This is a genomic window from Dictyobacter sp. Z7_2, assembly GCF_057551105.1.
Genome location: NZ_BAAJPE010000002.1, coordinates 63,853 through 80,183 on the forward strand (window position 1 = coordinate 63,853; position 16,331 = coordinate 80,183).

The window sequence follows — 16,331 nt, forward strand, 5'->3', positions numbered from 1 at the left end:
TTCTCTTCTCTTTTTGGCTATAAGATATTGGATGGCGCGAAAACTATTCCGTCTCTTCTCCATTCTAATATCTTCATGAGGAATTAATTAAAAGATATAGTATAATAGATATAATTCCTATAGATTTATATTGAATGATTCAGTCTCCTTCAGACTTAACTGAAAACCGTCTGGTCTCGCTTAATACAGGTTAGTGATACATTCTGCAATGTCTCTTGCAAAGTCTAGTAGAGCGTACACATTTGTAACATACCAGTATTTCTTTGCAAATACTCTAGCGATTAATAAGGAGTACGTCAAATAAGCCACATATACGATACACCCCCAAAAAACAAATCTCAACGCATTGTTATCGGAGAACAAAGAAAAGCCATGCGTATTCTTAATACTGTCCTGATTGGGCTACTCAGACTATCCTTCAATGTACGTTTTACCATTGTTGCTATCAGTTCTGTGGGATGCTTCATTCCTTATATTTTTTCTCAATTTAATGGCCCACTCCTTGCTATCTCCGTAGCGCTCGCCGCATGGCTCTTCAAACAACGTGGAGCATTTATCTGCATCATCCTCACAGCTCTCTCCATGGCCATCACTATTACTATTCACAGCAACGGCTTTCTCTGGCCTTCTCCTCTCATTATGGGACTGGTTACTGGCACAATCGCCTTAATGATAGAAAGCTTCTTTATCTGTTATCTGCGTTACTTGCTTGAAATGTCAGAATACTCGCGCATAGAAATGATGCAAGCGATTAAAGAGAGACAAAGCATAAATAGCGCTTATAAACAGCAACAGCATTTAAATCAGTTAAAGGATCGCTTTATCGTTAACATCAGCCATGAACTTTGCACTCCTGTGCAATCAGCGCTAGGACATATCGAGCTATTGCAGAATTTCGATGATCAACTTGATAGCGCCACCAGAAAGGAGAGTCTCAACTATGCATTACACGCATGCTATGACCTCCAAATGATCGTCAACAATACCCTGGATTACGTCGGCATCAGCACAGGAGAGCAATTACCCAAAACAGAAAAGGTTCTGATTTCTCAGATAGTCCAAGACGTCATCGCACTTATTGAGCCAAAGCAATTGCAAACGACCACGCTTCGTGTAGAGGTTCCAGACACCCTCATGATTATCGCTGACCCTCAACACACGCGCCAGATTCTGCTCAACCTCTTAACAAACGCCTTAAAATATCGATTAGAGACTTCGTCGATACTTATTAAAGCGGAACAAACAGCCTCGTCTCCCAGCCAGGCATGTATCTCAGTACAAGACACCGGTCCAGGTATCCCACCAGAAGAAATTGCTTTAGTCTTCGAGCGCTTTGTACGCCTACAACGTGATCTAGGTGGTCCAGTACGTGGAACTGGCTTGGGCCTTGCAATCTGTAAAGAACTCGTAGAAGCGATGGGAGGCAAGATATGGGTTGAAAGCTCCGGCGTCATCGGTGAAGGATGCTGTTTCTCATTCACCCTTCCCATGCCTCCATCACTATAACTCTTACAAAGCGATGACGACATAATCCCTTCAGACTGTGATATACTTCTAAATATAGAATGATTTATCGCCTGCTAGGGGAGCTCGGTACAGCCGAGCTGAGAGCACCACCGGAATGTGTGGGACACCCTTTTTAACCTGATCTGGGTAATGCCAGCGAAGGGAATGCGCCGATTATTGCTATTTAAAATAGCATGTCCTCACCTTACCCCTGTGCTTACATTCTCCTATGCGTTTGCAAACTTGAGGTCAAACGACATTGGAAACTCTTCCAAAAAACACATCCAGCATCACCCAGCAAAGTCTTAGCGAGCGTCTACACACAAGTGTTGCATCACTCTGGGAACGACAATTTCATCATCCCTTTGTCATCGCACTTGGTAATGGCTCTCTTGCTCCTGCTAATTTTGAATTTTACATTCGTCAGGACGCTCTTTTTCTAGATGCCCTGACAAAAACCTTCGGTTACGCCGCGACAAAAGCCCATACACATGAAGAAATGGAACAATTCGGCAAACTCCTCCTGAATACTCTCCTCGTTGAAGAGGACTTACATCGCCGTTATGGTCAGCAATTTGGACTCACACCACATGAAATGCTTCATACCCCCATGGCTCCTACAAACTATGCATATACACGTCATCTCTTACACATAGCAGCCACAGGAACATTATCAGAACTTCTTACGGCCATCCTCCCCTGTGCCTGGATCTATGCAGAGATCGGTCATCTACTGGTGGGGGATACATTACCGACTCCAGATCATCCCTATGCAGACTGGCTAGCCACTTACGCATCGCCCGATTTTGACGCTGTCGGCATAGGGATACGCCAGCAACTTGATTTGTATACCAATGCTATTGCCCCACAGGAAGAAGCACGCTTACACGAAATTTTTCTAACAAGTACGCGTTACGAATGGTTATTCTGGGATATGGCCTGGCGTCTGGAGGAATGGCCCATATGACATTTTCATCAATCAACCCACCAAACGCTATAGACCGACCCAAAGCATTAACCATTGCAGGCTCGGACTCCGGCGGTGGAGCAGGTATCCAGGCAGATTTAAAAACATTTGCCGCGTTAGGAGTATACGGTCTTTCAGCGCTCACAGCAGTTACAGCCCAAAACACCCAGGGTGTGAGTGTAATTCATGAACTACCACCAGCAATGGTAATCGCACAGATTGACGCTGTACTTGAAGACATTGGCACGAATATTGCTAAGACAGGTATGCTGTCTAACGCAGCCACTATCAAGGCTGTGGTAGATTGTGTCTCAAAATGGAATTTGCGTCTCATTGTTGATCCTGTTATGGTAGCCAAAGGAGGGGATCACTTACTGGCCCCTGAGGCCATTGAAACGCTCTCCACATTACTCCTACCATTAGCAGAAGTCATCACCCCCAATCTTGCTGAAGCTGAGGTGCTAACGGGGCAATCAGTTAAGACACTGGACGAGATGCGTCAGGCCGCAATAACCATCCACAGCTTAGGGCCGCGACATGTTGTCGTGAAAGGTGGTCATTATAAGGGCGATGCCATCGACCTATATTTCGATGGAAATCATTTTACCGAATTACATGCAGAACGCATCCATACGCTTCACACGCACGGGACAGGCTGCACCTTTTCAGCAGCGATAACCGCATTCATGGCAAAAAAGGTACCTGTTGGAGAAGCTATTGCAAACGCAAAAATCTACATCACAGAAGCAATCCGCCATGCCCCAGGCTTGGGGCATGGGCACGGACCAGTAGAACATTTCTGGAGCATTCAGAAGGAACAAAAAGAGAGAGAAGGTAATTAACTATGAACCACAATGCTACATCACCATCATTAATAGATCGAATTCGCGCACAGCGGCCACTGATACATCACATTACGAACCAGGTCGTCATGAACGATACAGCAAACATCACACTAGCCATTGGAGCCTCTCCTGTCATGGCTCATGCGCGTGAGGAGGTTGAAGAGATGACTACCTTAGCATCTGCCCTCGTTCTTAATATCGGCACCCTCACGCCTGAGCAAATCGCATCTATGCTGCTTGCAGGAAGACGAGCGAATGAGCGTGGCATCCCCATCATACTTGATCCAGTTGGGGCTGGAGCCACAAGCCTACGAACCAAAAGCTCATTGCGTCTGCTACGAGAGCTCCATATCACTGTACTGCGTGGTAATGCTTCTGAGATTGGAACATTAATCGGAGTCGCAGCGGAGACACGCGGAGTCGACTCTGTTTCACTTTCGGCCGATCGCGAACTGGTAGCCAATCGTGCAGCGAATGAATTTGGTTGCGTTACTGCAATTACTGGCGCTCGAGATGTAATTAGCGATGGTCAACGTCTAGCTCAAGTAGAGAATGGACATCCTCTACTGGCGGCTATTACTGGCAGTGGCTGCATGGCAACATCATTAATAGCAGCGTTCATAGCAGTTGAGCCAGACGCCTGGCTTGCAACCACAACGGCACTCGTAACAATGGGATTAGCAGGAGAGAGAGCCGCATTGTTGGCAAGCGGTCCCGGTACTTTTCGCTCTCATCTCCTTGACGCTGTAGCTAATCTCGAAGCAGAAGGATTTGAGGATGCTCAGAAAGTGAGTATGTCCTGATGTCACACGGCTTATTACCACAACTTCGTCTTCACGTATTAACAGATCATCAATGGTCCCGAGGTCGTGACAACGCAACGATAGTGAAAGCCGCTATAGATGGCGGAGCAACGGTCATCCAATTGCGCAATAAGACAGCCAGCACCAGCGTCCTCATCGAGGAAGGCCTAGAGCTGCGAAGCTTAACCAGAGAGCGAGGCGTATTACTCATTGTGAATGATCGTGTAGACGTAGCATTGGCTATAGATGCTGATGGTGCCCATGTTGGTCAGGAAGACATGCCCGCTGCAATGGCGCGGTATATCCTGGGCACTGATCGTATTCTTGGTGTCTCTATTTCTAATCTTATAGAGGCTGAAGCCGCGGTTGCAGCCGGAGCCGACTACCTGGGTGTCAGTCCAATTTTCCCCTCGCTAGCGAAATCTGATACCGCGCCTGCCACGGGCATTAATTTTTTAACCACTTTAGCAGTTCACCATCACATACCGCTTGTAGCCATTGGTGGCATTACCGCACAGAATGCCACAGAAGTCATGCAAGCTGGCGCAAATGGGATAGCAGTGATTACAGCGATTGTCCACGCCGAGGATATTACTGCTGCCGCGTCTCAACTACGTCGAGCTATTGAGAGGGGAATATCATGACAGTGATCAAGGATCTTGGTGAATTTGGACTCATCGCTCGTCTCACCGCTAGTTTACCTCAATCGCCGCATGTCATGCTAGGAGTTGGAGACGATGCCGCCGTTCTCGACATAGACGGAGAAGAAATTCTCGTCGCCACCTGCGATGCGCAAGTAGAAGATACGCACTTCCGCCTATCTAACATAGATCCTCATGACCTTGGGCGTCGCGTGCTAGCAGTAAACTTGAGCGATATAGCAGCGATGGGAGCCCGACCGCGCTTCGCCTTAGTATCGCTACTACTACCACCCACACTTGACACAGCCATCCTTGATGGTCTTTATGCAGGATTACGAGAAGAAGCTGCCAAATTTAGCGTCGCTATTGTTGGAGGCAACATCGCACGTAACGCCGAACGACTCATCATCGACATCACTCTCCTTGGAACGGGCAACCGTAACCAGATTCTCCAACGCAACCATGCGCAAATAGGTGATGCCATTATCGTCACGGGCAATGTAGGCTCAGCCGCGGCAGGATTACTTTTATTAGAGGACAAAAAACTTGCCTCACAGATTGCCCCAGAACATCAAGCGCTGGCCATACAAGCACAACACACACCAACACCGCGCATAGACGCTGGTCAGTGGCTTGCCAGCCACAACGTGATTACAGGCATTGATGTAAGTGACGGACTTGTTGGAGATCTCTTACACATCAGTGAAGCCAGTAACGTCAGTATGTATATTGAGGCTGAAACATTGCCAATCCATCCCGCAGTAATTGCTATTGCGCAGTTAACCAAACATGACCCACTTCAGCTTGCACTCTTTGGAGGTGAAGATTATGAACTACTTTTCACAGCGCCAGCCGATCGTGCGCCAACTCTTATAGAGGATTTGATCGCTGCGACAGGAGTCAAAGCCACAATTATTGGAAAGGTCAAAGAAGGATCAGGACTCACGCTTATACAAAATGGAACCATCTCGCCATTGCAGGCGGGAGGATGGGATCATTTGCGCTCCCACTAAGCAGCACCGAACGGAGCTGCGCTTTATCAGGCAAAAAGATAGTGATGGACCTCGATTTCTCGTCGAAGTCCATCACACTTACCATTTAGGAACTAGGATATAACATATCATAGTCAGCATAGGCAATGGCAATATCAGCCTGTGCCCAGAAACGATGATATGTGAAGGTTGGAGCCGCTCCCCCATTCAGATAAGTCTGAACTTTCGGCCAGGCTGGATCTGATTTATACTTGGGACGTTCTGTAATAAAGGTTGTTGACGAGTTGAGAGTTGCCCCCTGTCCATTTACTCCGGTCCAGCCAGATGGAATGGAAACCGAGTCATTAAACTGGCTATAATCGGTGCGGGTCTCTGGGACAGCAACCCCAATGGTATCGCGATAGTTTGTCCACATGCGATCCAGCAATGCTTTCGCCAGGGTCTGTGATGCTGTATCGCCTGCTTTCGCTCCATAATACATCAATACCTTAGCGAAAGAGCCTGTAACACCGACATCTGTTGTCTTATCCACAACAGTGACATGCAGAGAGGTATTTGCAGTAGGGCTACTTGCATTCCAGGTAGCTGGCTGACCACTCCAATTAAGAGTCGATGGGATAGCATATGTTCCATCAGAATTCAATGTAGTGTTAGCAGAAGCCCAGGCTACCCATTTGCTCAAAATCGATTTCGCGGTAGCATTACCTGTCTGATTATAATACTCAGCAACGCGCTCCATAGACCACGTCTGCATACCAAACCAGTTGTTACTGGGTGGATCATGGTACTCAGGCTCCCAGTCATATGATAGTCCATAGAATGTAGGATCACCAGCCGGTGGGGTTCCATAGTTGCCATTCCAGCTATTTGTTGCGCCACCCGCAATTGCGCCTTCCGAGGACTGTAACCACTGATAAAATTGCATCTGGCGCGTTAAGCTTGTTGCCCAATCACCAGCGGCCGTCGGAGAGAGTGGCTCAAGTGCTGGAATCGTGCTCAACGCCCATGCCGCTAATGGATTCTGATATCCTTGATGAGATGCACTGGAACCGATACGCCATGCCCAGCTACCTGATGTTGCCAGTGAACCACCCCAGGCATAATACCACGATAACAGATAATTCGAACTACTCTTTCCTGTACCAGCCGTACAACTTGTACTCACACAGCCAGGATTCTTAAAGTATTTGTCAAAGAATGAGTAGCGCAAGTAGTCGCCCATTTTAGCAGCTTTAGCAATAGTTGCTGAGACATCACTACTCTTCCCCTGTGCGGCAGCCCAGGTATATGCCCAATAAGCAGCCTGAATAGTACGTGCATCTGCATCAGGAGCATCCGTGTATTTCCACTGTTGTGCATATGCTCCACCCCCAGAATTCTTTTGGAAGAGATCCAGGAATCCATTTGGTCCACCAAATTTGAAGTTGTCACATGAAGGCTGCACAACTGTCTTCCAGACCGACTCAGACGGTCCACGTTGATAGGAATTAATAAAGGATGGCTTCGTTGTACCGTCACCACAATGACCATAGCCATACCAATCATCCGTATCAAGCAACCAATGCATACCATAGATATCAGGTGTTCCATATGTTGATTGAAGCTCATTTGCCAGTGGATCTTGTCCAACTGAGACATTAGAGTCTAACTGCGTCGGATAATCGGTAATATTTACCGATTCAGGGGCATATTGTGCTGGAGAACTGGGATTATACGACGAATTCGTTGGCTGATCCGCATGTGAGGGGATCATATACGTCTCCATCGTGGTCCAGGCGCTATTGAAAGGCGCCCAGTTACCCGTCTCTTTCCCATAAGTCGCTTCCAGCCAGATCCAATAGCTAAATGTCTCTGATGTAGTTTCATGACCATAATCAGGTGCTTCAACCATTAGTGTTTCAACCGAATGGTAGGGGATACCTTGAGAACTAAAGTATCCGTTAGCGGGATCTTTAATATTGTTATACATATCCAGAAAATGCTGCGTATACGAACTGGTCGTACTGACACTTTGCACGCTCACAGCCACGGTTGCACTCGTATAACCCGTTGCAGATGCAGTTAGTGTGGCAGTATCAGTTGTCGCAGCACTAGCCGTAGCAGTAACTGTCACAGTCTGTTGCGTACTCCAGTTAGCAGCCGTAAAGGTCAAAGTTGCCCCGCCGCTTACACTCACACTTGTAGCTCCAGCAGTCTTTGCCACTGTCACAGACACGGTACTCGACGGTTGCGATGAAAGGCTCACACCAAATTGTGCTGTCCCTCCTGGATTAACCTTTAGACTGGCAGTACTAGTCTGTATCTTTGGCGTTGTCGCTTGCACCACCGTTACACTAACTGGACTTGAGGTAGCGCTTGAGCCATCACTGGCATATGCCTTAGCCGTCAATGTATAAGTACCAACTGCAACACTATTCCACGAAAAAGTATAAGGTGAGCTTGTCGTCGTACCCAATAACGATGTACCACTATAAAACTCTACTCGACTAATGGTTGCGCTTGCATCAGTTGCACTGGCAGTAATGGGGATATTAGCTGGTGCAGTAAAAGATGATCCAGTCGTTGGACTTGTAATCGCCACAGTTGGTGGAATCTGATTGCAAGTCGCACCATTGATAGTAAATACGGTCGGGACCGCATTACTTGTGGTATATGAACCATTAAAGCCAATCCCTACAGATCCGTTTGGTGCGATTGTTCCATTGTAAGAAAGACTTTGCGCCGTCACATTCGCGCCACTTTGTGTCCATGCTGCACTCCATCCCTGCGTCACCTTTTGAGTACTACTCGGAAACGCAAACCCCAGAGTCCATGCACTAAGTGCCGTAGTACTGGTATTGGTAATATTCACATTAGCGGTGAAACCACCTGGCCATTGACTACTAACAGTATATTGCACATTACAGGTAGGTGTGGCAGCCATTGTTCGTTGTGAGACACTCATAAAGCCGCTCAGCACAAGTAATATTGTTGCCACAACCATGAATGTTTGCCTGACCACTTTTCTGGTCATCAAAGACCTCCTTGTTAGGAATTTAGGTGTTAAGGACAATAGGTCCTTCTACTGCCTGTTCGCAGACGCTTATGGAATCTAGCTACATTGCGCTGTCCCAATAGCGTCATTCTATGTCGCGCTAAACTTATCTTTCTATCGGCACCTTCAGCCGATCTTGCACCTCCTTTTGCATAGCTATCATAGGATAACTACGCACAAAATAATCTGTCTAGAGGGTTTATCAGCACAAGCACAAATGATTTATGAAGGAATGGAGCCTGGTCATACCAGGCTCCATTTTTATGTGAATGGATTACCTTATATTGGTCATAAACTCGCTGACCTGTTTGTCATGAGGAAATACATCTTGCAAAATATGTAAATATTCAGCAAAACGCTGCTGCAACATCACTGAAGACACAGTATCAATTGCCACAGCCGCTTGCTGAGCAATAGCAAGGCTAGCATCTCTTTCTTTCTTATGAGCATATGCTTTAGCTAGTGGAATAAGGGTCAAAATACGTCTTTCTAGCCATTCCGGTGGGAGCTGTTCTAGAGATTGCTCAAGATGATAGATGGCTTGAGTATATTGTTGATTCATCAACATACAATCACCCGCCATCTGATGCCAGCGTAAAAGATCAAACTCTTCATTCTGATCGAGATGCTCAATGAGTTTACCTGATACTTCGAGTTTCTCCGCCACCGATGATTTCTCTCCCAATCTCGAAGCATTGAACGCCCAATTGGCAAGCAGATGAGCTTTTAAACGTAGGTGCTCTGCCTCATTTTTCTCTTTCAGCACAGTCAGAGCATCTTCTATGTAATGGATCGCCTCCCGATGATGACCATAGGCATTTGATATGATCGCTTGCCAGTTTAAACTTTGCGCCTGATTCCAGATGTCATGACCTTCTAACGCCGCTCGATACGCGCTTGTATGGGCTTGCCTGGCCGCCTCATATTCATTCTGATAGTAGAGTCCTGATCCAATCAAGTTATAAATTGTTGAGTAAAATCCCTGGCGGCTTTCTGTCTGAAGAAACGAATGGGTCTGCTGCACCATTTGTAGCAGGGCATGACCCAATATAGTTACATGTCGAGGACTTGATGTGTGAAATATTTGCCAGCTTTGTTTAATACTTTTATCGATGGCATCAGTCAATTGTATCCTTTTCTCTTCTGAGATACGCTTGGTACTGTTATTCACACTCGATTGAAGAAGGCACTGGCGTATCTCTGTTGGCATTTCTTGCATACCCTGCAACACAATACGCAATGCCTCTAAAGCCGCATCAAGAGTCCAGCTTGCATCAAATAATGTTGCCATCTGCTTCGCTTCCAGTAGCAACCATGCGCCGGCTTGATCCTGTACTTGCAGAGAAGTTCCCGGAACACTATGATTACCACCCTCATATGACAGGCGCAATGTCTGATCCAACGATTCTGGAAGAATCTCTAATTCACCTGAAGATTTTCTCAGAGGATTGAGCAATCCTAATTCCTGGGACGTCATTCCAAAATATTCACATAACCTGCGCCGTGATTCTGCATTGATGGCATAGCTATGTTCAGCACGCCAGATCGTTGAAGCTCCTACTTTTGCCTCTTCCGCCAACCTTACAGTCGTCAAGTTGTTCTGGCAACGAACAATACGTAGAGGATGTAGACTTGTCTTTCTCATTTTTGCCTCCTAGGTGCGCCTATGCATCTACTGCAATTATGGATGGAGACTAACAAGATGTCAATGCTAAATCCCTTGTTTAATCAGCATTTTTCTAAAGTGAAGGAAAACTGAATGTCAAAAACTACTTTTATACAAAAATAAATATATAGACTAATAGAGAGAGATAACCTACCTGGGAAAGGCTTACAACTTTTACGCAGTCTATTCTCAGCCACCTATCGTAACTTGCCCAATACAGCAGAGGCGACGATTTTGATCCCTTGAAATCACTATCTATATTGTACGACTATTAAAGCAATTGCGGACACTCATACCTCTATAAAAGGCAACGAAAATGCTCTGAAATTCTTCAGTTTCTCTTCATACAACATTCTTTCATTGACTTTTGTTAGCTTTGATGATACATAAAATACTTGAAATTACAAAATATTGCTTCTACTCTTTGCTCGGAGTAGAGAGCAACTTCCACTTTGAGAGGTAATGGTAGAAAACAAATGAACACTATTTCAAGAATTTTTACTGGCGATGGCTATTGGCATACTCAAGGCAACCAGATTTATGATGCCAATAATCAACCTATACGTATAGCTGGCATCAACTGGTTTGGCTTTGAGACCTCAGATTTTGTCGTTCATGGACTAAATATTCGCAATTATCAAGATATGTTAAAACAGATTCACAGCCTGTATTACAATACAATACGCTTACCTTATTGTAACCAACTCTTCAACCCGGACAGCATCCCCAATGGAATCAATTTCATCAAAAACCCTGACTTACTGGGTCTGAGCGGTTTACAAATCATGGATAAGATCATTGATTTCGCAGGCCAACTTGGCCTCCGCATTATTCTTGACAGACACCGCCCTGATGCTGAGAGACAATCAGCTTATTGGTATACTGATGCTTATCCTGAAGCTCGTTGGATCTCCGACTGGCAAATGCTGGCCAGACATTATAAGGGCAATACAACCATTGTTGGTGCAGATTTACATAACGAGCCACATACTCCTGTTTGTTGGGGAGGAGGAGATCTAAAAGTTGATTGGAGATTGGCCGCTGAGCGAGCAGGAAACGCCATTCTAGCAGTAAACCCTGACTGGCTCATTTTTGTTGAGGGAGTCGACTGTTATAGCCCTGACGGTCAACCTGAAAGTGACTGTTACTGGTGGGGTGGCAATCTCTCTGGCGTGGCACACGCCCCTGTACGTCTCGATATACCTGATCGCCTCGTCTATTCCGCTCATGATTATCCTGTTGAAGTATATCCACAGCCCTGGTTTTGTGCTCCTCAGTATCCTCATAATCTGCCTGACATCTGGGATGCACATTGGGGTTATATCTACAAGCAGAATATTGCCCCTGTCTGGCTAGGAGAGTTCGGGACAAAATTAGCAAGTCTATCAGACCACCAATGGCTTTCCTCACTCACTGAGTATCTTGGTCAAGGAACAGCTGGCATTAATTGGACTTTTTGGTCTTGGAATCCAGATTCAGGTGATACCGGTGGCATTCTCGAAGATGACTGGAAAACTATCAATCAGGCCAAACATGCCTATCTTACATCCATCCAAGATCCACACATTCAAGACAACATACACTCAGCATTGATAGAAATTACACCACTGCCAACACCATTAGAGATTCAAGAGCTAAATACAAACACAAGTCAAATTTATGAGAAATAAGAGACAGAAAATCGATATGGTGGTTTTGAACAAAGCAACCAGGATGAAAGTTACTTAAACCAGCATTGGTTTTGTAGCTATGCCATCATTCTGTGATGAAAGGAGTCAACCCATGGCTATAAGAATAAAGAGCACCATTCTTCTCCTGGGACGCTTTTTTATCATGCTACTTATGCTCTTATTACTATTGGCAACATTGGCTTGCAATCAGGCTCCTTCTCATCAGAATATAAAACAGCAGCCCACCAGTATCACCATTACCCGACAAAAGCAAATGGGTCCATACATAACCCCGACTCCATCGCCACCACCTACGCTCACATTACAAGCGCTACATGGACCCACAAATTTCCAGCTCAGTAATAGTTTCAAATACTCACTGGCAAACGGAACCACTACAGACAATGGTGGAACTGTGACACAACTGGATACATCAGCAATTGAGACAGCCATTACAAATGAGTTAAAGCGTTTTCTTTTTGTCGTCGATAAGAACAATACAGTCAAGGTCTACACGCCTGGGGCAACCACACCAATCTCAACGCTTGTTACCCAACAAGCTGATGGCAGTACAGCCATTCAGTATACACAGATAGTGAATTCCGTCACCACAACGTTCAATAGCGCAATCGCCAGGGACCGCATTACGATTGAGTACGAGAGAAAATATAGTGGTGAGGCCTCTGAAAATGATCCACTTGCTATGACAGGTAGCGATGTCAGCGTCGCACTCACAACCACAGTTAAATGGGTCTCCGCAGGCGAAATACCCACGGCTCCCACACAAGGAGTATCCCACATCACAAATCATGGAGCGATAGAACTCACGTGGAAAGCAGGACAACACGTCCAGAAATACAATATCTATCGTATAATTCCATCCATCAATCAGCAATACCAATTACTACAATCTGTTACTGCTACATCATATCTTGACACTTCATCACTTGCCATCAAAAACGCCAAACAGGTCCAAGGAGTTGCATATGCTATCTTTTCAGTTGGATCGACAGGAGTTGAAAATCCTAGCGACGAGGTAATCTCTGTCTCGCCAAAATCATGAGTCTCAATCCAGCCCTTCAATCTCTAGCCCTCAATGTCATATACTGCTAGTATGGATAAAGTATGCCAGGAAGGCTCACTAGCTCAAATATTTACTATCTATTTGTATAGTGAAATGATGGGGTGATTGATCATAAGCAGAAGGGTGGACGCATGCATTTTGAAGAATGGTTACTAATTTCCTCAATACTACTCTTTCTCAGCATTATTGCCTGGAAAATTTCCAGTAAATTAGGCATTCCTGCCTTACTGCTTTTTCTAGGGATTGGCATGCTGGCAGGTTCAGATGGCCCAGGACGCATCTACTTTGATAATGCACTGGCCGCCCAATCTGTTGGAGTAATTGCACTTGCATTTATCCTTTTTGCCGGCGGCCTGGAAACCAACTGGAAAATTGTGCGCCCTGCGTTGGGAGGAGCTCTTTCTCTCTCTACTATTGGAGTACTCCTCACTGCAGCCGTAATAGCAATCTTCGCGATTACTTTGCTACACTTCTCTTTGTTGCAAGGCCTCCTCTTAGGGGCAATCATTTCAGCAACCGATGCTGCGGCTGTTTTCAGCGTACTTGGTGCAAAAAATCTCAAACTCACCGGAAAACTTCTACCATTACTCGAATTGGAATCCGGCACGAACGATCCAATGGCCGTCTTTCTCACCATTGGACTTGTCCGCTTGATAATCAATCCACACGAATCCTTTTTTAGCATCATCTTATTATTCGTGCAACAGATGGGCATTGGAACAGTATTAGGATTGCTCATTGGCGGGGGGGCTATCTGGATTATTCAACGCTTAGATTTGGATGTAGAAGGGCTTTACCGTGTATTCACTATTGCCCTTGTCCTATTTGCCTATGGCCTTACCGCCATTCTTGGAGGCAGTGGATTTCTTGCCGTCTATATTGTTGGATTACTTCTGGGTAACAGCACCGTTCAATACGTAGAACGCCTCTCACACTTTCACGATAGTATTGCATGGCTCATGCAAATTGCGATGTTTTTAATCCTGGGATTACTTGTCTTTCCTTCGCGATTACCTTCCATCATAGGCAGTGGGCTGCTCATCACAGGAGTTGCAGTATTTATAGCTCGTCCTATAAGCGTTCTCATCTCGCTTTTGCCCATAAAGATGACCATTCAAGAAAAGCTATTTGTCTCCTGGGTGGGACTACGAGGAGCAGTTCCCATAGTACTAGCGACCTTCCCGCTATTAGATGGAGTCCCTGAAGCTTCAAACCTCTTTGATCTGGTCTTCTTTGTAGTCATCATCTCCGTATTAATTCAAGGAGTATCTGTACCATTTATAGCGAAACGCCTCGGAGTTCTCGTACCGCAGGAGCAGGAGGAAACACAGAAAATTCCAATTACTCCTTAGAGGATAGTAACTGTTCATAGCAGAAAATAGCCTGCATCACAAAGAGGAACCAATAATGCCACAAATTCAACAACATCGTCCCGTTACTCTGGCACGTCGTGGCATAGTAGCCGCGCCACACTATCTGGCTGCAGAAGCAGGATTGGATCTACTTAAGGCTGGAGGCAATGCCATCGACGCAGCCATCGCAGCTAGCGCCATGTTACAAGTCGTTTACCCCTTCGTCTGTGGCTTGGGCGGAGACACATTCATGTTGATTTATCACGCGAGCAGTAATCAACTGTACGGCCTCAATGGTAGTGGTCGTTCTCCACAGGCAGCGACAATAGAACGCTACCACGACCTCGGCTATAAGCAAATGCCAACGTACGGCATTCATTCAGTGACAGTACCAGGCTGTGCTAGCGGATGGGAAACAGCTTCCCAGCGATTTGGATGCCTAGGGCTGGCCCAGTCCCTTGCCCCAGCTATCTCCTATGCTGAAGAAGGCTTTGCCATTGGTCCCGGTTTACATTCAGCTTTGGACAGAATGAATAACAGTACAAATGCGCATCGTTCCTGGAAAGATCATTTCTTACCAACAGGAACAGTCCCATCAGTTGGATCTATTCTACGCTTTCCCACTTTAGCCAAGACATTGAGCTCAATTTCCAAACTTGGAGCAGATACTTTTTATCATGGTGAAATAGCTGATCAGATTGCTAATTTTTTCGCTAAAGAAGGTGGATTAATTACGCGAGAAGATTTAGCGGCTCATAAGAGTGAATGGGTCACACCACTGCACACCAAATTTGCCGACCTTAGTATCTATGAAATGCCACCTAATACACAGGGAATTACAGCATTACAAATGTTAGGCATCACTGATCGTGTACCACTTGGCACTCATCCACTAGCTCCAGAAACCATTCACGCTGCAGTAGAAGCCAAAAAATTGGCATTTGCCGATCGAGCAGCCTACCTCACGGACCCTGCTTTTATGCGCATTGATCCAGAAGCACTTATTCAAGAGGACTATCTCACCCGGCGCAGCCAACTCATTGACCCTACACATGCGCAGCCATCAGTAGAAGCAGGGGGATTTACAGGCGACACTATTTATCTTTGCGCAGCAGATAAAGAAGGCAACGTTGTCTCACTCATTCAGAGCAACTACATGGGATTCGGCAGTGGTGTCGTAGTGGATAATACTGGTATCGTCCTTCAAAATCGGGGAGCCTATTTCTCACTTGACTCATCCACCGCGAATGCGCTTGCACCAGCCAAACGCACCCTGCATACATTAATCCCCTCAATGGCATTCCGCAATGGCCGACCTGCCATGGTTTTCGGCACAATGGGCGGAGATGGTCAAGCACAAACGCACCTTCAGATCTATACAGCAACAGCACGTTTTGGACTCAACATACAACAAGCCATCGAGATGCCTCGCTGGCTCCACGGAGCTGATGGTGCTCAAGAAATATTACTCATGGAGAATCGTTTTCCGGCTGAAACTATCAATGCTTTGCAGCAACGAGGGCATATCATTCAAGCAGGAGAGCCATGGCTAAGCACCATGGGCCATGCTCAAGGTATTATCTTTGATCAGTACACAGGCGTAATGCAGGGAGGGGCCGATCCACGTGCAGAAGGAATAGCTGCTGGTTGGTAACTTGACACAACATCCGCCCCGCGACCATACTCGAGGTGGGGCTGGAATGGCTCCAGAGATAATCTACCAGTCATTCCACCTCTTGCGCTATTAAGCCTATCGCCCCATATTTGTCTT

The 16,331-nt window shown here is 46.0% G+C and carries 12 protein-coding genes and 1 riboswitch; of the genes, 10 read left to right on the plus strand and 2 right to left on the minus strand.

All coding sequences use genetic code 11. From position 1 onward, the window contains the following. Window positions 1-372: 372 nt before the first annotated feature. From AC27N8_RS13920 to thiL, 6 genes are all read left to right on the plus strand, one after another. Complete coding sequence (locus AC27N8_RS13920) at window positions 373-1,506, plus strand: sensor histidine kinase (RefSeq protein WP_487067979.1); 1,134 nt, start codon at window positions 373-375, stop codon at window positions 1,504-1,506. Between the two features lie 66 nt (window positions 1,507-1,572). Beyond that, window positions 1,573-1,689, plus strand: a riboswitch (TPP riboswitch). A gap of 76 nt (window positions 1,690-1,765) precedes the next feature. Continuing rightward, entirely contained in the window at window positions 1,766-2,473 is a 708-nt protein-coding gene (gene tenA, locus AC27N8_RS13925) for a thiaminase II (protein WP_487067980.1), read from the plus strand. Further along, window positions 2,470-3,315, plus strand: a complete 846-nt coding sequence (thiD, locus tag AC27N8_RS13930) for a bifunctional hydroxymethylpyrimidine kinase/phosphomethylpyrimidine kinase (protein ID WP_487067981.1) — start codon at window positions 2,470-2,472, stop codon at window positions 3,313-3,315. The genes tenA and thiD overlap by 4 nt, the downstream gene beginning before the upstream one ends. Before the next feature lie 2 nt (window positions 3,316-3,317). After that, window positions 3,318-4,121 (plus strand): hydroxyethylthiazole kinase, encoded by an 804-nt coding sequence (gene thiM, locus AC27N8_RS13935; protein ID WP_487067982.1) that lies wholly within the window; start codon window positions 3,318-3,320, stop codon window positions 4,119-4,121. Next, window positions 4,121-4,765, plus strand: coding sequence for a thiamine phosphate synthase (thiE, locus tag AC27N8_RS13940; RefSeq protein WP_487067983.1), 645 nt, complete (start codon window positions 4,121-4,123; stop codon window positions 4,763-4,765). Before thiM ends, thiE begins: the two co-directional genes overlap by 1 nt. Next, entirely contained in the window at window positions 4,762-5,775 is a 1,014-nt protein-coding gene (gene thiL, locus AC27N8_RS13945) for a thiamine-phosphate kinase (RefSeq protein ID WP_487067984.1), read from the plus strand. The genes thiE and thiL overlap by 4 nt, the downstream gene beginning before the upstream one ends. 85 nt (window positions 5,776-5,860) lie before the next feature. Here thiL and AC27N8_RS13950 read toward each other — a convergent pair whose 3' ends face one another. Beyond that, window positions 5,861-8,767, minus strand: coding sequence for a glycoside hydrolase family 48 protein (locus AC27N8_RS13950; protein ID WP_487067985.1), 2,907 nt, complete (start codon window positions 8,765-8,767; stop codon window positions 5,861-5,863). Window positions 8,768-9,062: 295 nt separating this feature from the next. After that, complete coding sequence (locus AC27N8_RS13955) at window positions 9,063-10,433, minus strand: hypothetical protein (RefSeq protein WP_487067986.1); 1,371 nt, start codon at window positions 10,431-10,433, stop codon at window positions 9,063-9,065. A 497-nt stretch (window positions 10,434-10,930) separates the two neighbouring features. On the opposite strand from AC27N8_RS13955, the gene AC27N8_RS13960 reads away from it, so the two are divergent. The 4 genes from AC27N8_RS13960 (at window position 10,931) to ggt (ending at window position 16,214) form a co-directional block, all read left to right on the plus strand. Then, on the plus strand, window positions 10,931-12,124 hold the full coding sequence (locus tag AC27N8_RS13960; protein ID WP_487067987.1) for a glycoside hydrolase family 5 protein: 1,194 nt from the start codon (window positions 10,931-10,933) through the stop codon (window positions 12,122-12,124). A gap of 112 nt (window positions 12,125-12,236) precedes the next feature. Then, on the plus strand, window positions 12,237-13,187 hold the full coding sequence (locus tag AC27N8_RS13965) for a fibronectin type III domain-containing protein (RefSeq protein ID WP_487067988.1): 951 nt from the start codon (window positions 12,237-12,239) through the stop codon (window positions 13,185-13,187). A gap of 152 nt (window positions 13,188-13,339) precedes the next feature. Beyond that, on the plus strand, window positions 13,340-14,560 hold the full coding sequence (locus tag AC27N8_RS13970; protein ID WP_487067989.1) for a potassium/proton antiporter: 1,221 nt from the start codon (window positions 13,340-13,342) through the stop codon (window positions 14,558-14,560). A 55-nt stretch (window positions 14,561-14,615) separates the two neighbouring features. Further along, window positions 14,616-16,214, plus strand: coding sequence for a gamma-glutamyltransferase (gene ggt / locus AC27N8_RS13975; RefSeq protein WP_487067990.1), 1,599 nt, complete (start codon window positions 14,616-14,618; stop codon window positions 16,212-16,214). Window positions 16,215-16,331: the final 117 nt, after the last annotated feature.